This window comes from Streptomyces sp. HUAS TT7, from assembly GCF_051550175.1.
In the GTDB taxonomy this organism is placed as follows: Bacteria; Actinomycetota; Actinomycetes; order Streptomycetales; family Streptomycetaceae; genus Streptomyces.
The window spans coordinates 6,250,590-6,269,542 of sequence record NZ_CP196175.1; the positions used below are offsets into that span (position 1 = coordinate 6,250,590).

Below are 18,953 nucleotides of genomic sequence, written 5' to 3' on the forward strand. Positions count from 1 at the left end.
CCTTGAGCCAGGCTTCACCGGCGCCGGCGAAGCCGGACGGTCCGCCGCTCAGGGCCGCTCTCCGCGCTTGACCTGCGGCTTCGGCAGCCGCAGCCGGCGCATCTGGAGCGTGCGCATCAGGCCGTAGGCGACGGCGCCCTTCTTCGGCTCGTCCGGGAAGCGGGCGGCCAGCGCCTTCTTCAGGCGGAAGGCGAGCCCGATCGAGTCGAGGACGATCAGCACGATCACGACGAGCCACAGCAGCAGCGAAAGGCTCTGCAGGCTGCCGATCCGGATCATCGAGAGGACCAGGATGATCACCGCGAGGGGCAGGAACATCTCGGCGACCGAGAACCGGGAGTCGACGAAGTCGCGGACGAACCCACGCACCGGGCCCTTGTCGCGGGCCGGCAGATAGCGCTGGTCGCCATTGGCGAGCGCCTCGCGCTGCTTGGCCATGTCGACCCGGCGTGCCTCGCGCTGGCGCTTGGCGGCCTCCTTGCGGTCGGTCGGCGCGGTCGAGGCACGGCGGCGCTGAGTCTGGGCCTCACTCCGCTTGGGAGTGGGGCGCCCCTTGGGGGCCTCGGGGTCGCGGGGCGCTTTGGAGAGGTCCGCCGTCACCTTGTCGGTGGGGGCCTTCTCTGCGTTGGAACGGCTACGGAACACAATCCCCAAGGGTACGGGGTGATGGGAATGGACCCCAGGCCGGTGGGGAACGATCCCACAACGCCTTGCGTCTGTAGAGGCGGCGGATGCACGGTTCCCCGAGGTTCACCTACTCCCTGCGCCGGATCGGCGCGGAACGTAGTCGTCCTTGGGGATGAGCGCATCGTCGCCCGAACAGTGCGGTAATGGATGCAGGGCCCGTACTGTGGGTTCTGTTGCAGCAGCTGGAGCTGGAGTCCGTCAGAAGGGGGCGCGCGAAGCCCATGAGCGGTGTCATGAAGCGTATGGGGATGATCTTCCGCGCGAAGGCGAACAAGGCCCTTGACCGGGCCGAGGACCCTCGCGAGACCCTCGATTACTCGTACCAGAAGCAGCTTGAGCTGCTCCAGAAGGTGCGCCGGGGCGTCGCCGACGTGGCGACCTCCCGCAAGCGTCTGGAGCTGCAGCTCAACCAGCTCCAGAGCCAGTCCTCCAAGCTGGAGGACCAGGGCCGCAAGGCCCTCTCGCTCGGCCGTGAGGACCTGGCCCGCGAGGCCCTGTCCCGCCGGGCCTCGCTGCAGCAGCAGGTCACCGACTTGGAGACGCAGCACCAGACGTTGCAGGGCGAGGAGGAGAAGCTCACCCTTGCGGCCCAGCGCCTCCAGGCCAAGGTCGACGCCTTCCGCACCAAGAAGGAAACGATCAAGGCGACGTACACGGCGGCCCAGGCCCAGACCCGGATCGCGGAGTCCTTCTCGGGCATCTCCGAGGAGATGAGCGACGTCGGCATGGCCATCCAGCGGGCCGAGGACAAGACCGCGCAGCTCCAGGCGCGAGCCGGCGCGATCGACGAACTGCTTGCCTCCGGCGCCCTCGACGACCAGTCGGGCCTCGCCAAGGACGACATCCAGACCGAGCTGGACCGGCTGTCCGGTGGTACGGATGTAGAGCTGGAACTGCAGCGGATGAAGGCCGAGCTGATGGGTGGCCCGGCAGGCGGGAAGCAGGCCATCGAGGGCGGCACCGCCGCTCCTCAGGACAAGGCCCCGCAGCAGAGCCCGCGCTTCGACAAGCAGTGACGAGCAACGGGAGACGTTCATGATCGTCCGGATCATGGGGGAGGGCCAGGTGAAGCTGGCGGACAGCCACTTCACCGAGCTCAACAAGCTCGACGACGAGCTCCTCGAAGAGATGGAGTCCGGCGACGAGGAGGGCTTCCGTCGCACACTCGGCTCCCTCCTCGACGCGGTGCGCCGCCTGGGCGAGCCCCTTCCCGACGACGCCCTGGAGCCGTCCGAGCTGATCCTTCCGAGCCCGGACGCGACGCTGGACGAGGTCAGGGAGATGCTCAGCGACGACGGGCTCATCCCGGGCTGACCGGGAGCCGGGGCCCCGGCCCGTTTACGGTAGGTGACCGTGACTCCCGTCGACCGTGCCCGCCCGTGGCTCAGGGCGCATCCGCTGGCCCTGGATGCCGCCCTCGCCCTCGGCGTACTGCTGTGCATGGTCCTCGGGTCCTTCGCGGACCCGCACGGGCCGAACGGGCCCACCTTCGGCACCCGTACGCCGGGTCTGCGTTCGCTCGTCCTGATGACGCTGGGGGCGGCCGTCCTCGTCCTGCGGCGGCGCAGACCCATGGCCGTGCTGGCCTGCACCAGCGCGCTCACCATGGTCGAGCTGAGCCTCGGCGCCCCGCCCGCGCCCGTCGCGATGAGCGCCGTTGTCGCGCTCTACACCGTCGCCGCCCACACCGACCGGCCCACCACCTATCGGGTCGGCGTGCTCACCATCGTCGTGCTCACCGGTACGGCGATGCTCTTCGGCGCCCCGCCCTGGTACTCCCAGGAACACCTCGGGATCTTCGCCTGGACCGGGATGGCCGCGGCCGCCGGAGACGCCGTGCGCAGCCGGCGCGCCTTCATCGACGCGATCAGGGAGCGCGCCGAGCGGGCCGAGCACGGCCGTGAGGAGGAGGCCCGGCGCCGGGTCGCCGAGGAGCGGCTGCGGATCGCCCGTGACCTCCACGACGTGGTGGCCCACCACATCGCGCTGGTCAACGTCCAGGCCGGGGTCGCCGCCCACGTCATGGACAAACGGCCCGACCAGGCGAAGGAGGCACTCGCCCATGTGCGCGAGGCCAGCCGCTCCGCGCTCGACGAACTCCGGTCCACCGTCGGCCTGTTGCGCCAGTCCGGCGACCCGGCCGCCCCCACCGAGCCCGCCCCCGGGCTCGCCGTCCTCGACGATCTGCTCGGCGGATTCCGGCGCGCGGGGCTGCCCGTGGAGCTCGCCCGCATCGACGACTCCCCGCTGCCCGCCTCCGTCGACCTCGCCGCGTACCGGGTCATCCAGGAGGCCCTCACCAATGTGCACAAGCATGCGGGGCCCGGCGCCAAGGCCGAGGTGAGCGTCGTACGGGTCGGTCCGAACACCGAGATCACCGTCATCGACAACGGCACCGCCGCGGGCGACGGGAACGGCGACGGCGGGGGGCACGGCCTGCTCGGCATGCGCGAGCGCGTCACGGCGCTCGGCGGCAGCTGCACGGCCGGGCCCCGCTACGGCGGCGGCTTCCGCGTTCAGGCGATACTGCCGGTCAAGGCCGCGGAGACCGGGGCCACGGGGGAAGGCACGTCATGACGATCAAGGTGGTACTCGCCGACGACCAGGCGCTGCTGCGCTCGGCCTTCCGCGTACTGGTCGACTCCGAGCCGGACATGGAGGTCGTCGGCGAGGCGGCCGACGGCGCCGAGGTCGTGGGCGTGGTCCACCGGACGCTGCCGGACGTGGTCCTGATGGACATCCGGATGCCCGGCACCGACGGCCTCGCCGCCACCCGCGCCATCACCGCAGACCCGGCGCTGGCCGCCGTCCACGTGGTGATGCTGACGACCTTCGAGGTCGACGAATACGTGGTGCAGTCGCTCCGGGCCGGAGCCTCGGGCTTCCTCGGCAAGGGGGCCGAACCCGAGGAACTGCTCGGTGCGATCCGGGTCGCGGCGGCCGGTGAGGCGCTGCTCTCCCCGGCCGCGACCAAGGGCCTGATCACCACCTTCCTCGCGCAGGGGGGCAGTTGGGACGGCGGCGGCGAGGACCCGCGGCGGCACGGCGAGCGGCTCGCCGCCCTCACCGTCCGCGAGCGCGAGGTCCTGGTCCAGGTCGCGGGCGGCCACTCCAACGACGAGATCGCCGAGCGCCTCGCGGTCAGTCCGCTCACCGTCAAGACCCACGTCAACCGCGCGATGGCCAAATTGAGCGCCCGCGACCGCGCCCAATTGGTGGTCATCGCGTACGAATCGGGCCTTGTCCGCCCACGGGTGGACTGAAGGGTGGAGCGCGGCGTACTGCGGCTGCGGTATGCGCGGGATAAGGAAAGGGACCTGGGAGCGAGGAATCGACCCCGCCCCATGACCGAGGGTTATAGGTGGGGGCCGGGTCTTCCCGGGTGATGCGCCGCGTGATCACGGGCCGGTCCCGCCTGCCTTTTGCCGGGTAACCGCCGCTCGCACGCCACAGAAGAGAGACCCCACCCATGTCCTGGCTGTCCAGATTCAGCCTCGCACAACGGGCCCTGATAGGCCTGATGTCGATCGTCGCGATCGTCTTCGGGGCGATCGCCATTCCGCAGCTCAAGCAGCAACTGCTGCCCACCATCGAACTGCCGATGGTGTCGGTGCTCGCCCCCTACCAGGGTGCGTCCCCCGACGTGGTCGAGAAGCAGGTCGTCGAGCCGCTCGAAAAGAACATCAAGGCCGTCAGCGGAGTCAAGGGCATCACGTCCACGGCCTCCGAGGGCAACGCCGTGATCATGGCGACCTTCGACTTCGGCACCGGTACGAAGCAGCTCGTCGCCGACATCCAGCAGGCCGTCAACCGGTCCCGCACCCAGATCCCCTCGGAAGTCGACCCGCAGGTCGTGGCCGGCTCCACCGACGACATGCCGACCGTCGTGCTCGCGGTGACCTCCGACAAGGACCAGCAGGCGCTCGCCGACCAGCTGGACCGCACGGTCGTCCCGGTCCTCCAGGACATCAAGGGCGTCGGCCGCGTCAGCGTCGACGGCGTCCAGGACCTCCAGGTCAACGTCACGCCCGACCCGAAGAAGCTGGCCGCGGCCGGCCTCACCACGATGACGCTCGGCGACGCCCTGAAGGCGGGCGGCGCCACCGTCCCCGGCGGTTCGTTCTCCGAGGACGGCAAGAGCCGCACCGTCCAGGTCGGCGCTCCGTACACTTCGCTGAAGCAGATCGAGGACCTGCGGATCAAGCCGCAGCAGGGCTCCCCGGTCCGCCTCGGCGACATCGCCACCGTCAAGCAGCAGCCCTCGAAGCGGGTCTCCATCACCCGCACCAACGGCAAGCCCAGCCTCGCCGTGACGGCCACCATGGACCACGACGGCAGCGCCGTCGCGATCTCGAAGGCCGTCAAGGACAAGCTGCCCGACCTGAAGAAGGACCTCGGTTCCGGCGCGGAGCTCACCGTTGCCATGGACCAGGGCCCCCAGGTCTCCAAGGCCATCTCCGGCCTGACCACCGAGGGCGCGCTCGGCCTGCTCTTCGCCGTGATCGTGATCCTGCTCTTCCTGGCCTCGGTCCGCTCGACGCTGGTGACCGCGGTCTCCATCCCGCTGTCCGTGGTCCTCGCGCTGATTGTGCTGTGGACGCAGGACCTCTCCCTCAACATGCTCACCCTGGGCGCGCTGACGATCGCGATCGGCCGGGTCGTCGACGACTCGATCGTGGTCCTGGAGAACATCAAGCGCCACCTCGGCTACGGCGAGGAGCGCCAGGAGGCGATCCTGGCGGCGGTCAAGGAGGTCGCCGGCGCGGTCACCGCCTCGACGCTCACCACCGTCGCGGTCTTCCTGCCGATCGCCTTCGTGAACGGCATGGTGGGCGAGCTGTTCGGCTCGTTCAGCCTCACCGTCACCGCGGCCCTGCTCGCCTCGCTCCTCGTCTCCCTGACCGTCGTCCCGGTCCTGTCGTACTGGTTCCTGCGCGCGCCCAAGGCGATCGCGGGCATCGACCCGGACGAGGCGCGCCGCAGGGCCGAGGAGAAGGAGAACAAGGCCCGCCTCCAGCGGATGTACGTCCCCGTGCTCCGCTTCGCCACCCGGCGCCGCCTCACCAGCGTGCTGATCGCGGTCGTGATCCTGGTCGGCACGTTCGGCATGGCCGGTCTCCTGAAGACCAACTTCTTCGATCAGGGCGAGCAGGACAGCCTGTCGATCAAGCAGGAGCTGGCCCCGGGCACCAGCCTGGACGCGGCGGACGCGGCCTCCAAGAAGGTCGAGCAGATCCTCGCCGCCGACCCGGCGGTCAAGAGCTACCAGGTCACCGTCGGCTCCTCCGGTTTCATGGCGGCCTTCGGCGGCGGCACCGGCGCCAACCAGGCCTCGTACACGGTGACGCTGAAGAACGCGAGCGACTACGACAAGGCGCACGACCGCCTGGAGAAGGCGCTCAAGGGCCAGCCGGGCAACCCTGCCATCACGGCCGGCGGTGGCTTCGGCAGCCAGGACCTGAGCGTGGTCGTCAAGGCGGCCGACGCCGACGTCCTGAAGAAGGCCTCGGAGCAGGTCCGTCAGGCGGTCGCGGGCCTCAAGGACGTCAGCGACGTCCAGAGCGACCTGGCGCAGAGCGTGCCCCGGGTCTCGGTGCAGCCCAACGACAAGGCGGCCGACGCGGGCTTCAACCAGACCACCCTCGGCATGGCCGTCGCCCAGCAGGTGCGGGGCACCCAGGTCACCAAGGCGATCATGGGCGACTCCGAGCGTGATGTGTACATCACCGCGGCCGACCCGGCCACCACGGTGGACCAGCTCAAGAACCTGTCCCTCGGCGCGGTCAAGCTCGGCGACATCGCCGATGTGAAGCTCGTGCCAGGACCGGTCTCGATGACCCGGATCGACGGCGCCCGCTCCGCGACCATCACCGCCAAGCCGGTCGGTGACAACACGGGCAAGGTCAGCACCGACCTCCAGGCCAAGATCAATGACCTGAAGCTGCCGTCCGGCGCCACCGCCTCCATCGGCGGCGTCTCCTCGGATCAGTCGGACGCGTTCAAGAACCTGGGTCTGGCGATGCTGGCGGCGATCGCGATCGTCTTCATGCTCCTGGTCGCGACGTTCAAGTCCCTGATCCAGCCGCTGATCCTGCTGGTCGCGATCCCGTTCGCGGCCACCGGTGCGATCGGCCTCCTGATCGCCACCGGCACCCCGATGGGCGTCCCGGCGATGATCGGCATGCTCATGCTGATCGGCATCGTGGTCACCAACGCGATCGTCCTGATCGACCTGATCAACCAGTACCGCAAGCAGGGTCTCGGCGTCGTCGAGGCCGTCGTCGAGGGCGGTCGCCACCGTCTGCGCCCGATCCTCATGACGGCACTGGCGACGATCTTCGCGCTGCTCCCGATGGCGCTCGGCATCACCGGCGAGGGCGGCTTCATAGCCCAGCCGCTCGCGGTCGTGGTGATCGGCGGTCTGGTGACGTCGACGCTCCTGACGCTGCTCCTGGTGCCGACCCTCTACGCGATGGTCGAGCTCCGCAAGGAGCGCAAGGCCAGGAAGAAGGCGGCCAAGCGCGCCAGGAAGGCGGGGCTCCCGGCCCCGTCGGACGGCTCCGACCGGCTGGAGCCGGCCAACGCCTGACCCGGTCCGGCGACAACGCCCGGCCCGGTCCCGCAACGACGAAGGCCGCCCCCTCGGCCGGGGGGCGGCCTTCCGTCGTGTCACAGGCAGTGTCGCGGGCGGCTACGGCAGCGCCAGCATCCGCTCCAGGGCGAGCTTCGCGAAGCTCTCGGTCTCCCTGTCGACCTGGATCTGGTTGATCAGCTTGCCCTCGGCGAGCGACTCCAGGGTCCACACCAGGTGGGGGAGGTCGATGCGGTTCATGGTCGAGCAGAAGCAGACCGTCTTGTCGAGGAAGACGATCTCCTTGTCCTCGGCGGCGAACCGGTTGGCCAGGCGCCGCACCAGGTTCAGCTCGGTGCCGATCGCCCACTTCGAGCCGCGCGGGGCGGCCTCCAGGGCCTTGATGATGTACTCCGTCGAGCCGACGTAGTCCGCCGCGGCGACGACCTCGTGCTTGCACTCGGGGTGCACCAGGACGTTCACGCCCGGGATCCGCTCGCGCACGTCGTTCACCGAGTCCAGCGAGAAGCGGCCGTGCACCGAGCAGTGCCCGCGCCACAGGATCATCTTGGCGCCCTGCAGCTCCTCGACGGTGAGCCCGCCGTTCGGCTTGTGCGGGTTGTAGAGCACGCAGTCGTCGAGGGACATGCCGAGCTCGCGCACCGCGGTGTTGCGGCCCAGGTGCTGGTCGGGAAGGAACAGCACCTTCTCCCCCTGCTCGAAGGCCCAGTTCAGGGCGCGCTCGGCGTTGGAGGAGGTGCAGATGGTGCCGCCGTGCTTGCCGGTGAACGCCTTGATGTCGGCCGAGGAGTTCATGTACGAGACGGGCACGACCTGCTCGGCTATGCCGGCCTCGGTCAGCACGTCCCAGCACTCGGCGACCTGCTCGGCGGTGGCCATGTCGGCCATCGAGCAGCCCGCGGCGAGGTCCGGCAGGACGACCTTCTGGTCGTCGCCGGTCAGGATGTCCGCGGACTCGGCCATGAAGTGCACACCGCAGAACACGATGTACTCGGCCTCGGGCTTCGCGGCGGCGTCCTTGGCCAGCTTGAACGAGTCGCCCGTCACATCGGCGAACTCGATGACCTCGTCGCGCTGGTAGTGGTGCCCGAGGATGAAGACCTTGTCCCCGAGCTTCGCCTTGGCGGCGCGGGCGCGGGCCACCAGGTCCGGGTCGGAGGGCGAAGGAAGGTCGCCGGGGCACTCCACGCCGCGCTCGCTCTTCGGGTCGGCCTCACGGCCGAGCAGGAGCAGCGCGAGCGGCGTCGGCTGAACGTCGAGCTCGACGCGGCCGGCGGTGTCCTGACGGGGCTGGGCGGTGGTCACGTCACGCACCCTTTCTGTTTCCTGAGCAGTGCGGCGGAGCCGCTCCAGTGGCCCCCGGTGCTTCCATCGAGGGGTTTTCGTCTAAATGACGCTATCTATCATAACTGCTTCACGTCACTTTGACGATGGCCATAGCGTCGATGTGACGCACCCGGCCCGCGCAGGTTCTCGCACCGGGTTGTCCACAGGCCTTTCCTCGCCCGCCATCGCGTGTGCGAGCATGAAAGGGAAGAACCCGGAATGAATCCGGGGCCCCGCCGGTTGCAACCGTCGGCAAGCAGTCTCCGTACAACCCGGGAGAGAAGCAGATGTCCGTATCGGACGAGACCACCACCGTGAGCGACGGCATCCTCCTGTCCGACGCCGCCGCGGCCAAGGTCAAGGGCCTCCTTGAGCAGGAAGGCCGGGACGACCTGGCGCTGCGCGTCGCCGTTCAGCCGGGCGGCTGCTCGGGCCTGCGTTACCAGCTGTTCTTCGACGAGCGCTCGCTCGACGGCGATGTCGTCAAGGACTTCGACGGCGTCAAGGTCGTCACCGACCGCATGAGCGCCCCGTACCTGGGCGGCGCCTCGATCGACTTCGTCGACACCATCGAGAAGCAGGGCTTCACGATCGACAACCCGAACGCGACGGGTTCCTGCGCCTGCGGCGACTCCTTCAGCTAAGCCTCGCGGCAGCCGAAAGGCGGGTGGCCCCGGATATCGGGGGCACCCGCCTTCGTCATGTCCGGCGCATCCGCGCTACTTCTTCGGCAGCTCCTTGCCGGTGTCCGCGTCGAGCACCTTGCGGGCCCCGAGCGCCTCATGCAGCTGTACGGAGACCGTCTGCTGCTTGGCCAGCATGATGCACATCTTCTTCGGGTCCTTGACCTGCCCGGTCACCTTGACCCGCACGCCGTCGCCGCTCTCGTCGGCGGTCGCCGTGTACGTGCTGCACACCCCGCCCCAGAACGTCACGTTCAAGGTCCGCCCGTCCGGCGCGACGGCGTACGACTCAAGCGCCTGCCTGTGCGTGCCCGGCGCGTTGGCCGACCCCGAAGGCGGCGGCACGGGAGCACCGGTCGGCGGCTTGGTCACGTACTGGGGCGCCACCGCCGGAGCGGTGATGGTGAAGGACTGACCGGCGTCCGGCTTCACCTGGAACAGCCATGACGGTACGAGGGTCGGAGTGCCGTCCACGAACTGCGCGGCGAGCCCGAAGGTGGCCCCGTCGATCGTCACGGTCGAGGGCGTGGGCTGCTTGCACGGCTGGATGTTGCCCTGCGGATCACTCGGCAGCCGGCCCTTGGTGGGCTGGCCCTCCACCGGCACCGGCCCTGTGCAGTCCTTGGGCTTCGGCCGCTGTGTGACACGGCTGTTGAGCTGCGCCAGCGTCTGGTCCGCGCTGACCACCGGATACGTGGCGCCCTTGTCCGGGGTCTTCAACTGGCCGCTGCCGCCCACCACTTGACCGTCCGGGCCGACCTGGATGCCGGTCGTCCAGCCGTAGGTGGGGAGGCCGTCGACGGCGGGGTCGGCGTTCACCACCCGGGCCGAAGCCAGGATCTCCTTGGCGTCCAGCTTGGCGTCGTCCTGACCGAGCGCCTTGAGGACCGGGGCCGCGGCCGCCTTCGCCGCCTGCTCGCTCACGGGGCCGCCGGAGCCCGTACCGCCGTCGGTGCCCGAGCCGGTTCCGGTGTCCGCGCCCGTCGTGTGCATCGGACACATCTTGCCCTTGGGGCAGTTGTCCGAGCCGCCGGTGCCGTACCGGGCGAACGACCAGGTGCCGGGCGCCTTCTGACTCACCGTCAGAATCGGGCCCGAACTGTCCTTGGTCACTCCCGCCTTCCAGCTGCCGCCTTCGAGGCGCACCGCCCCGTCGATCCCCAGCGCCCGGGCGAGCCGCGTCGCGTCGGCCTCGCTCACCGTGCCGCGCGGCTGGAAGACGGGTGCCTTGCCGGGGCCGTCGGGCAGCTTGACCGACGCCCGGTAGACCACCCCGTTCGGGTCCGGCTCACCGGGTGCGATCCCGTTGCCGCCGCTACCGCCGCCGGCGTCGCCGCCCGGGGTGCTGTCGAGTGCGAGCGGCGGAGGTGCGCCGTTCCCGCCGGGCGTACTGCCACCGCCCGAGGACGCCGTCGAGGCCCAGTACGCCCCACCGCCACCCGCGGCCAGTACGGCCACGGCGGCCGCGGCGAGGATCAAGGGAGATCGTCGCGAACGCCGCTGCTCGGGCTCGTCCTGCGTGTGCTCGCTGCTCACCAGATCGCTCCTGTCCAGTCGTATCCCGCATCCCCCTTACGAGGGACGCCGTTTGGACGGAGCGGGGGAGCGCACGGTTCCATCCCCGTGCGCCGCACCCGTGCGATCAAGCCGTTTCAGTCCCCGTATTCGGACATGTCCGCGATCAGCCGTACCGAGGAGGACGGAATCGTCACACCGTGGATCCGGGACGGCGGTACCGGAGCCGGAGCGTTCCGTGCGGGCACCACCCAGTGCGGAGCCATCCGCGCACAGTCCCCGCGCAGCTCCTCCAGGCCCGGAAGATCGGCCGCCACCCCGTGCACGCTGCTCACCTTGGTTTCCATGCTTCGCACCGTACGCATCGGGAAGCGTGCACAGAAAGACCTACTATTGGGTAGTTTCCGCCGGTCGGCCCAGCAGATCCGACCCGGTAGCGTGAACTGTCAACGCCCGCCCGTCACCCACCACCGCCCTTATGGGGGCGCTTCGCGCGCCCCTCTGCATTCCCTTCAGGAGCGCCCCCGCCGTGCGTATCGCAGTCACCGGCTCCATCGCGACCGACCACCTCATGACCTTCCCCGGCCGATTCGCTGACCAGCTGGTCGCCGACCAGCTGCACACGGTCTCCCTCTCCTTCCTGGTCGACAACCTCGACGTACGCCGCGGCGGTGTCGGTCCGAACATCTGCTTCGGCATGGGCCAGCTCGGCGGCCGGCCGATCCTGGTCGGCGCGGCGGGCTCCGACTTCGACGAGTACCGCGCCTGGCTCGACCGGCACGGCGTCGACACCGGCTCGGTACGGATCTCCGAGGTCCTGCACACCGCCCGCTTCGTGTGCACCACCGACGCCGACCACAACCAGATCGGCTCCTTCTACACGGGCGCGATGAGCGAGGCCCGCCAGATCGAGCTGAAGGCCGTCGCCGACCGCGTGGGCGGCCTCGACCTCGTGCTGATCGGCGCCGACGACCCCGAGGCGATGCTGCGCCACACCGAGGAGTGCAAGGCGCGGAGCATCCCCTTCGCCGCCGACTTCTCGCAGCAGATCGCCCGCATGTCCGGCGACGACATCCGCACCCTGCTCGAAGGCGCGACGTACCTCTTCTCCAACGAGTACGAGAAGGGGCTCATCGAGAACAAGACCGGCTGGAGCGACGAGGAGATCCTCGCCAAGGTCGACTACCGGGTCACCACGCTCGGCTCGCGCGGCGTGCGCATCGAGCAGGTCGGCGCCGAGCCGATCGTCGTCGGCGTCCCGGAGGAGGAGGCCAAGGTCGACCCGACGGGTGTGGGCGACGCCTTCCGCGCCGGGTTCCTGACCGGCCTGTCCTGGGGCGTCGGCCACGAGCGGGCCGCCCAGCTCGGCTGCATGCTGGCCACCCTGGTCATCGAGACGCTGGGCACCCAGGAGTACACCCTGCGCCGGGCCCACTTCATGGACCGCTTCACCAAGGCGTACGGCGACGAGGCCGCCGCCGAGGTGCGGGCCCACCTCCAGTAGGGCTCAGCTGACGCGGCGCACCCGGTAGGCGGTTCCGCCCTCCGCCGGGTGCTCGCCCAGGTACTCCTGGCCCCGCATCTCGCACCATGCCGGGATGTCGAGGCGGGCCGCCTCGTCGTCGGCGAGCACCGTCACGACACCGCCCACGGGTACGTTTCCGATCGCCTTCGCGAGTTCGATGACCGGGATCGGGCAGAGCCGGCCGAGCGAGTCCACCACGAATTCCTCGGCGTCGGCGGGACCGGCCGCCGCGACCGGCGCTCCGAGCTTGGTCCGTACGGACGCGACCACGCCCGGCAGCACGTCGAGGAAGCGGTCGACCTCCTCCGCCGGAGTGCCGAGCGGCAGCGACACCCGGACGTTGCCCTCGCTCAGGACCCCCATGGCGCGCAGCACATGGCTGGGCGTCAGGGTGCTGCTCGTGCAGGACGAACCGGAGGAAACGGAGAATTCCGCCCGGTCGAGCTCGTGCAGCAGGGTCTCTCCGTCGACATAGAGACAGGAGAAGGTGACCAGATGCGGCAGCCGCCGCACCGGATCGCCGACCACCTCGACATCCGGCACCAGCTCCACGACCCGGGTGCGGATCCGCTCCACCAGGCCCCGCAGACGCGTCGATTCGGCCTCGGCCTCGGCCCGTACCGCCCGCAGCGAGGCGGCCGCCGCGACGATCGCCGGGATGTTCTCGAAGCCGGCCGCGCGCCCCGACTCCCGCTCGTCGGCGGGCCCTTGAGGCGCGAACCGGACGCCCTTGCGCACCGCCAGCAGCCCGACCCCTGCCGGACCGCCCCATTTGTGGGCACTCGCCGCGAGGATCGACCAGGCGCCCTCGACCGGCTCCCAGGCCAGCGACTGGGCCGCGTCCACGAGCAGCGGAACCCCCGCCGCCCGGCACGCCTCGGCCACCTCGGCCACCGGCTGGAGGGTGCCCACCTCGTGGTTGGCGGACTGCAGGCAGGCGAGCGCGGTGTCGGGCCGCAGGACGGCGGCGTACGCATCGGGGTCGACCCGGCCCGTACGGTCCACCACGACCTCGGTCACCGAACCGCCGTCCGTCTCATGGGAGGCGGCCGAATGGAGGACCGAGGAGTGCTCGACCGCGGACACCACCAGATGCCGCCCGACACGCCGACGCCCGGACAAGGATCCGTAAATTCCGGAGTGCACCGCGCGCGTCCCCGAACTGGTGAAGCTGAGCTCGTCCGGGCGGCAGCCGACGGCCTCCGCGGCGGCCTCCCGTGCCGCGTCCAGGAGCAGCCGGGCACGCCTGCCCTCCCGGTAGAGCCGGGCCGGATCGGCCCACCCCTCGTCCAGGGAGGCTTGCAGGGCCTGGCGGGCGACGGGGTGCAGGGGGGCCGAGGAGGCCGCGTCGAAGTAGGGCACCCGGCCACGCTAACCCCGCCCCGGCGAACGAGCTGCGGGGGACGGGGCGAGGGGCCGTCAGATGGCGCCCGGAGGCCGGGATTCCACCGCGACTCCACCCCTTCGGGGACTCGGGCGGCGCGTTGGGCACCCTCCCCGCGCGACCCCAAATAGCGTCCAGTAGGGTTTGGTCCGCATAAACATCCAAACCCCTGCCCGTGTGCCAGGGCGGCGACCGACCAGCGAGACGGCCGTAGCCGACCACCGCGGGCGAGACTCTCGGGAAGGCGCTACGTGAGTCCCAACGGCTCCGACCGCTCGTCGCGGCGCCCGATGCGGCGGAAGCTGCCGCAGGTGCTGACTGCGGGCCTGGTCCTGGCGACAGCATCCGGTTGCTCGTACAACTGGAAAGACTTCCCTCGACTTGGTATGCCCACTCCGGTGACGGACGAGGCCCCCAGGATCCTGTCCCTCTGGCAGGGCTCGTGGGCGGCTGCGCTCGCCACGGGCGTGCTGGTCTGGGGCCTGATCCTGTGGAGCGTCATCTTCCACCGGCGCAGCCGCACCAAGGTCGAGGTACCCCCGCAGACCCGGTACAACATGCCCATCGAGGCGCTGTACACCGTGGTCCCGCTGATCATCGTCTCCGTGCTCTTCTACTTCACGGCACGCGACGAGACGAAGCTCCTGGCTCTGTCCCCGAAGCCCGCCCACACGGTCAACGTGGTCGGCTATCAGTGGAGCTGGGGCTTCAACTACGTCGAGGACGTGCCCGGTGTCAAGGGCGACGCCAAGACGGACAAGAACCTGGACGCGATCCCGGACCGGTTCAAGAAGGACTTCCCCGCGAACGCGGGCGGTGTCTACGACGTCGGCATCCCCGGCACCCGTAACCCGCAGACCGGAAACCCGGGCCCGACCCTGTGGCTGCCGAAGGGCGAGAAGGTCCGCTTCGTGCTGACCTCGCGCGACGTCATCCACTCCTTCTGGATCGTGCCGTTCCTGATGAAGCAGGACGTCATCCCGGGGCACACCAACTCGTTCGAGGTCACGCCGAACCAGGAAGGCACCTTCCTGGGCAAGTGCGCCGAACTCTGCGGCGTCGACCACTCGCGCATGCTCTTCAACGTGAAGGTCGTCTCCCCGGAGCGCTACCAGCAGCACCTCAAGGAGCTGGCGGCGAAGGGCCAGTCCGGTTACGTGCCGGCGGGCATCGCCCAGACCGACCCCGCCAAGAACGCGGAGACGAACAAACTGTGAGCATCCTCAACGAATCTCAGGGTGCCGCGGCAGCAGACGACTCGTACGAGAACGAGCTGCCGGTCCGGCGCAAGCAGCCGGGAAACGTCGTCATCAAGTGGCTGACCACCACTGATCACAAGACGATCGGCACGATGTACCTGGTCACGTCGTTCGCGTTCTTCTGCATCGGCGGGATCATGGCGCTCTTCATGCGCGCCGAACTCGCCCGCCCCGGCACGCAGATCATGTCGAACGAGCAGTTCAACCAGGCGTTCACGATGCACGGCACGATCATGCTGCTGATGTTCGCGACGCCGCTGTTCGCCGGATTCGCGAACTGGATCATGCCGCTGCAGATCGGCGCGCCCGACGTGGCGTTCCCGCGGCTGAACATGTTCGCCTACTGGCTCTACCTGTTCGGCTCGACCATCGCGGTCGGTGGCTTCCTCACCCCGCAGGGCGCGGCCGACTTCGGCTGGTTCGCCTACTCCCCGCTGTCGGATGCGGTCCGCTCGCCGGGCGTCGGCGCCGACATGTGGATCATGGGTCTGGCCTTCTCCGGCTTCGGTACGATCCTCGGCTCGGTCAACTTCATCACCACGATCATCTGCATGCGCGCGCCCGGCATGACGATGTTCCGTATGCCGATCTTCGTGTGGAACGTCCTGCTGACCGGTGTGCTGGTCCTGCTGGCCTTCCCGGTCCTCGCGGCCGCGCTGTTCGCCCTGGAGGCGGACCGCAAGTTCGGTGCGCATGTCTTCGACGCCGGTAATGGCGGCGCGATTCTCTGGCAACACCTCTTCTGGTTCTTCGGCCATCCAGAGGTGTACATCATCGCGTTGCCATTCTTCGGAATCATTTCCGAAGTGATTCCGGTGTTCAGCCGAAAGCCGATGTTCGGCTACAGCGGCCTGATCGGCGCCACCATCGCGATCGCGGGTCTGTCCGTGACCGTGTGGGCGCACCACATGTACGTCACCGGTGGCGTGCTCCTGCCGTTCTTCTCCTTCATGACGTTCCTCATCGCCGTGCCAACAGGCGTGAAGTTCTTCAACTGGATCGGCACGATGTGGAAGGGCTCACTGTCCTTCGAAACACCCATGCTGTGGGCCGTCGGCTTCCTGATCACCTTCACCTTCGGTGGTCTGACCGGCGTCATTCTGGCCTCGCCGCCGATGGACTTCCACGTTTCCGACTCGTACTTCGTCGTCGCGCACTTCCACTACGTCATCTTCGGCACCGTGGTCTTCGCGATGTTCTCCGGATTCCACTTCTGGTGGCCGAAGTTCACCGGAAAGATGCTGGACGAGCGGCTCGGCAAGATCACCTTCTGGACGCTGTTCGTGGGATTCCACGGCACGTTCCTGGTGCAGCACTGGCTGGGTGTCGAGGGCATGCCGCGTCGTTACGCCGACTACCTGGCGGCCGACGGCTTCACCGCGCTGAACACCATCTCGACGATCTCCTCGTTCCTGCTCGGTCTGTCGATCCTGCCGTTCTTCTACAACGTCTGGAAGACCGCCAAGTACGGCAAGAAGATCGAGGTCGACGACCCGTGGGGCTACGGCCGTTCGCTGGAGTGGGCGACCTCCTGCCCGCCGCCGCGGCACAACTTCCTCACGATGCCGCGCATTCGCTCCGAATCACCGGCGTTCGACCTCCACCACCCCGAGATCGCGGCTCTCGACCAGCTCGAGAACCACGGCGACGTCCACGGTGACCACATGCTCACCGGTGGCAAGGAGGCCGGGAAGTGAAGATCCAGGGCAAGATGTTCCTGTGGCTGTCCGTCTTCATTCTGGTCATGGCCGTCGTGTACGGCGTGTGGTCGAAGGAAGCGGCCGGCACCACCGCGCTCGTCATGGCCTTCGGCCTGAGCGTCATGATCGGCTTCTACCTGGCCTTCACGGCCCGGCGGGTCGACGTGGGCGCCCAGGACGACAAGGAAGCCGATGTCGCGGACGACGCCGGTGAGGTCGGCTTCTTCTCGCCGCACTCCTGGCAGCCGCTCTCGCTCGGCATCGGCGGCGCCCTCGCGTTCCTCGCGATCGCCATGGGCTGGTGGCTGCTGTACTTCTCGGCTCCGCTGATCCTGGTCGGCCTCTACGGCTGGGTGTTCGAGTACTACCGCGGCGAGAACCAGAACCAGTAGTTCCGGCGCACGCCGCACCGCGTCAAGAGGGGCCCTCCGTCTCACCGAGAGACGGAGGGCCCCTCGTTTGCAGTCACCCCGCGCGCCGGAACTGACGAATCTTCATACCGTGTGCTCATGAGCCACGCACCGCGCATCCGCACCGTATTGAGCTGCACCCTCCTTGTCCTGTCCCTCGGTGTGGGGGCCACGGGGTGCGGCGGGCCGGACGCCAACCCGCTTTCGGCCAAGCCGTACGACGCGGCCGGGCAGGTGGTCTACAACGGCCCGGCGGGCCGTCAGAAGGCCGATCCCGGCAAGCCCCTGGAGATCACGGCCAAGGACAGGGAGGCCCGCCTCACGGACGTCACCGCCGTCGACGGCAACGGCCGTTACCTGGCGGGCGAACTGGCCGCGGACGGCAGCCGCTGGCACTCCACCGGCCCGCTGGTGGCCGGCGCGCACTACACCGTCAAGGTCTCCACGGAGAACGAGGACGGCTCTCCGGGGCTGCGTACGCTGACGTTCGACACCGCGGCGGTCACGGACGCGGTGGAGGTCGAATTCGGCCCGGACGCGGGCAAGTACGGCGTCGGACAGCCCATCACCGCGGAGCTCAGCAAGCCGATCAAGGACAAGAAGGCCCGGGCGATCGTCGAACACGCCCTGGTCGTCGAGTCCACGCCCAAGGTGGAGGGCAACTGGTACTGGGTGGGCGACAAGGTGCTGCACTACCGGCCGAAGGAGTACTGGCCCACACACGCCACCATCAACGTCCACTCCAACCTGGAGGGCGTGAAGATCGCCGACAAGCTGTACGGCGGTCCCGGCAAGCCCCTGAAGATCACCACCGGTGACCGAGTCGAGGCCATCACCGACGCCGCCGGGCACTACATGACGGTCAAGCGCAACGGAGAAGTGATCAATACCATTCCGGTCACCACCGGAAAGCCCGGATTCTCCACCCGCAACGGCGTCAAGGTGGTCCTGGGCAAGCAGTACTTCGTACGTATGCGCGGGGAGACCGTCGGCATCTCCTCCAACAGCTCGGACGGCTACGACCTGCCCGTCTACTACGCGACGAGGGTCACCTGGAGCGGCGAATACGTGCACGCCGCGCCCTGGTCGGTGGGCTCGCAGGGCTACGAGAACGTCAGCCACGGCTGTACGGGCATGAGCACCGGCAACGCCGCCTGGTTCTACGAGAACATCAACGAGGGCGACATCGTCAAGGTCGTCAACAGCATCGGCGAGGACATGACGCCCTTCGACAACGGGTTCGGCGACTGGAACGTGGAGTGGGACCAGTGGCGCACGGGCAGCGCCCTGCTGGCCGACCTCAAGGCCGGCCAGATCAAGGCCAACTCCGCCCGGCTGCGGCCGGGAGTGTGAGGTCAGGCACCCACGGCAAGCCGCTTGCGCAGCAGCGAGGCCAGCGTGTCGGCGAACTCGACCGGCTCGACCGGCAGGGTCACCGCGGCGTCCGCACGGCTCCAGGTGGCCAGCCAGGCGTCCTGCGGGCGGCCGATGAGGAGCAGCACCGGCGGGCACTGGAAGACCTCGTCCTTGATCTGGCGGCAGACCCCCATGCCGCCCGCCGGGACCGCCTCGCCGTCCAGGACGCAGACGTCGATGCCGCCGCGCTCCAGCTCCTTGAGGACCGCCGGCAGCGTCGCGCACTCCAGGAATTCGACCGGGGGCACGTCGGAGGCGGGCCTGCGGCCGGCCGCGAGCCGCACCTGCGCGCGGGTGTTCGCGTCGTCGCTGTAGACCAGAACGGTGGCGCTCGACTGCATGGATCCTCCGAAGGTCCGGCGGATTCGCCGGCGTTGGCTCATGAACCGATGCGCGGATGCTACTCCGTCCGACTGCCCGTCAACACCGGTTCGGACAGCCCTTCGATGGGCCGTT

General features: G+C 69.1%; 17 protein-coding genes. 11 read left to right on the forward strand and 6 right to left on the reverse strand.

The features are described from left to right. Positions 1-48: 48 nt before the first annotated feature. Positions 49-645 carry a DUF3043 domain-containing protein gene (locus ACSHXC_RS28110; protein ID WP_438294254.1) on the reverse strand — a complete coding sequence of 199 codons (597 nt, stop codon included), beginning with the start codon at positions 643-645 and terminating at the stop codon, positions 49-51. 263 nt (positions 646-908) lie between these two features. Here ACSHXC_RS28110 and ACSHXC_RS28115 point away from each other — a divergent pair, with 263 nt between their 5' ends. From ACSHXC_RS28115 to ACSHXC_RS28135, 5 genes are all read left to right on the forward strand, one after another. Continuing rightward, the gene (locus tag ACSHXC_RS28115; protein ID WP_344371934.1) at positions 909-1,703 is read left to right on the forward strand and encodes a PspA/IM30 family protein; all 795 of its coding nucleotides are present in this window, start codon (positions 909-911) and stop codon (positions 1,701-1,703) included. Positions 1,704-1,722: 19 nt separating this feature from the next. Further along, positions 1,723-2,001 carry a PspA-associated protein PspAA gene (pspAA, locus tag ACSHXC_RS28120; RefSeq protein ID WP_438294255.1) on the forward strand — a complete coding sequence of 93 codons (279 nt, stop codon included), beginning with the start codon at positions 1,723-1,725 and terminating at the stop codon, positions 1,999-2,001. Between the two features lie 39 nt (positions 2,002-2,040). After that, positions 2,041-3,264, forward strand: a complete 1,224-nt coding sequence (locus ACSHXC_RS28125) for a sensor histidine kinase (protein ID WP_438294256.1) — start codon at positions 2,041-2,043, stop codon at positions 3,262-3,264. Continuing rightward, positions 3,261-3,950, forward strand: coding sequence for a response regulator (locus ACSHXC_RS28130; protein WP_438294257.1), 690 nt, complete (start codon positions 3,261-3,263; stop codon positions 3,948-3,950). The genes ACSHXC_RS28125 and ACSHXC_RS28130 overlap by 4 nt, the downstream gene beginning before the upstream one ends. 206 nt (positions 3,951-4,156) lie before the next feature. After that, a complete protein-coding gene (locus tag ACSHXC_RS28135) occupies positions 4,157-7,276 on the forward strand; it encodes an efflux RND transporter permease subunit (RefSeq protein WP_438294258.1) in 3,120 nt (1,039 codons plus the stop codon). 102 nt (positions 7,277-7,378) lie between these two features. Here the strand turns inward: ACSHXC_RS28135 and nadA are convergent, their stop codons facing one another. Next, positions 7,379-8,593 (reverse strand): quinolinate synthase NadA, encoded by a 1,215-nt coding sequence (gene nadA / locus ACSHXC_RS28140; protein WP_438294259.1) that lies wholly within the window; start codon positions 8,591-8,593, stop codon positions 7,379-7,381. 299 nt (positions 8,594-8,892) lie between these two features. Between nadA and ACSHXC_RS28145 the strand changes: the two genes are divergently transcribed. Further along, positions 8,893-9,249 (forward strand): HesB/IscA family protein, encoded by a 357-nt coding sequence (locus ACSHXC_RS28145; protein ID WP_030933606.1) that lies wholly within the window; start codon positions 8,893-8,895, stop codon positions 9,247-9,249. A gap of 75 nt (positions 9,250-9,324) precedes the next feature. Here the strand turns inward: ACSHXC_RS28145 and ACSHXC_RS28150 are convergent, their stop codons facing one another. Then, on the reverse strand, positions 9,325-10,824 hold the full coding sequence (locus tag ACSHXC_RS28150; protein ID WP_438294260.1) for a hypothetical protein: 1,500 nt from the start codon (positions 10,822-10,824) through the stop codon (positions 9,325-9,327). 116 nt (positions 10,825-10,940) lie between these two features. Continuing rightward, the gene (locus ACSHXC_RS28155) at positions 10,941-11,150 is read right to left on the reverse strand and encodes a hypothetical protein (RefSeq protein ID WP_399485572.1); all 210 of its coding nucleotides are present in this window, start codon (positions 11,148-11,150) and stop codon (positions 10,941-10,943) included. Between the two features lie 182 nt (positions 11,151-11,332). On the opposite strand from ACSHXC_RS28155, the gene ACSHXC_RS28160 reads away from it, so the two are divergent. Further along, complete coding sequence (locus ACSHXC_RS28160; RefSeq protein ID WP_344371956.1) at positions 11,333-12,307, forward strand: carbohydrate kinase family protein; 975 nt, start codon at positions 11,333-11,335, stop codon at positions 12,305-12,307. 3 nt (positions 12,308-12,310) lie between these two features. Here the strand turns inward: ACSHXC_RS28160 and ACSHXC_RS28165 are convergent, their stop codons facing one another. Then, entirely contained in the window at positions 12,311-13,690 is a 1,380-nt protein-coding gene (locus ACSHXC_RS28165) for a cysteine desulfurase/sulfurtransferase TusA family protein (protein ID WP_438294261.1), read from the reverse strand. Between the two features lie 273 nt (positions 13,691-13,963). Here ACSHXC_RS28165 and ctaC point away from each other — a divergent pair, with 273 nt between their 5' ends. From ctaC to ACSHXC_RS28185, 4 genes are all read left to right on the forward strand, one after another. Then, on the forward strand, positions 13,964-14,929 hold the full coding sequence (gene ctaC, locus ACSHXC_RS28170; RefSeq protein WP_344371961.1) for an aa3-type cytochrome oxidase subunit II: 966 nt from the start codon (positions 13,964-13,966) through the stop codon (positions 14,927-14,929). Then, on the forward strand, positions 14,926-16,668 hold the full coding sequence (gene ctaD / locus ACSHXC_RS28175; protein ID WP_438294262.1) for an aa3-type cytochrome oxidase subunit I: 1,743 nt from the start codon (positions 14,926-14,928) through the stop codon (positions 16,666-16,668). Before ctaC ends, ctaD begins: the two co-directional genes overlap by 4 nt. Further along, positions 16,665-17,063 carry a cytochrome c oxidase subunit 4 gene (locus tag ACSHXC_RS28180; RefSeq protein WP_189961050.1) on the forward strand — a complete coding sequence of 133 codons (399 nt, stop codon included), beginning with the start codon at positions 16,665-16,667 and terminating at the stop codon, positions 17,061-17,063. The genes ctaD and ACSHXC_RS28180 overlap by 4 nt, the downstream gene beginning before the upstream one ends. Before the next feature lie 117 nt (positions 17,064-17,180). Beyond that, positions 17,181-18,434 carry an Ig-like domain-containing protein gene (locus ACSHXC_RS28185; protein WP_438294263.1) on the forward strand — a complete coding sequence of 418 codons (1,254 nt, stop codon included), beginning with the start codon at positions 17,181-17,183 and terminating at the stop codon, positions 18,432-18,434. Positions 18,435-18,436: 2 nt separating this feature from the next. Here the strand turns inward: ACSHXC_RS28185 and ACSHXC_RS28190 are convergent, their stop codons facing one another. After that, positions 18,437-18,838: a hypothetical protein gene (locus ACSHXC_RS28190; RefSeq protein WP_189961052.1), complete on the reverse strand. Its 402-nt coding sequence runs from the start codon at positions 18,836-18,838 to the stop codon at positions 18,437-18,439. Positions 18,839-18,953: the final 115 nt, after the last annotated feature.

Bases quoted from the DNA above. Each gene is read 5' to 3' on its own strand.
- ACSHXC_RS28115 (WP_344371934.1), top strand. From the start codon at position 909: ATGAGCGGTGTCATGAAGCGTATGGGGATGATCTTCCGCGCGAAGGCG.
- pspAA (WP_438294255.1), top strand. From the start codon at position 1,723: ATGATCGTCCGGATCATGGGGGAGGGCCAGGTGAAGCTGGCGGACAGC.
- ACSHXC_RS28130 (WP_438294257.1), top strand. From the start codon at position 3,261: ATGACGATCAAGGTGGTACTCGCCGACGACCAGGCGCTGCTGCGCTCG.
- ACSHXC_RS28135 (WP_438294258.1), top strand. From the start codon at position 4,157: ATGTCCTGGCTGTCCAGATTCAGCCTCGCACAACGGGCCCTGATAGGC.
- ACSHXC_RS28145 (WP_030933606.1), top strand. From the start codon at position 8,893: ATGTCCGTATCGGACGAGACCACCACCGTGAGCGACGGCATCCTCCTG.
- ACSHXC_RS28155 (WP_399485572.1), bottom strand. From the start codon at position 11,150: ATGGAAACCAAGGTGAGCAGCGTGCACGGGGTGGCGGCCGATCTTCCG.
- ACSHXC_RS28185 (WP_438294263.1), top strand. From the start codon at position 17,181: ATGAGCCACGCACCGCGCATCCGCACCGTATTGAGCTGCACCCTCCTT.
- ACSHXC_RS28190 (WP_189961052.1), bottom strand. From the start codon at position 18,838: ATGCAGTCGAGCGCCACCGTTCTGGTCTACAGCGACGACGCGAACACC.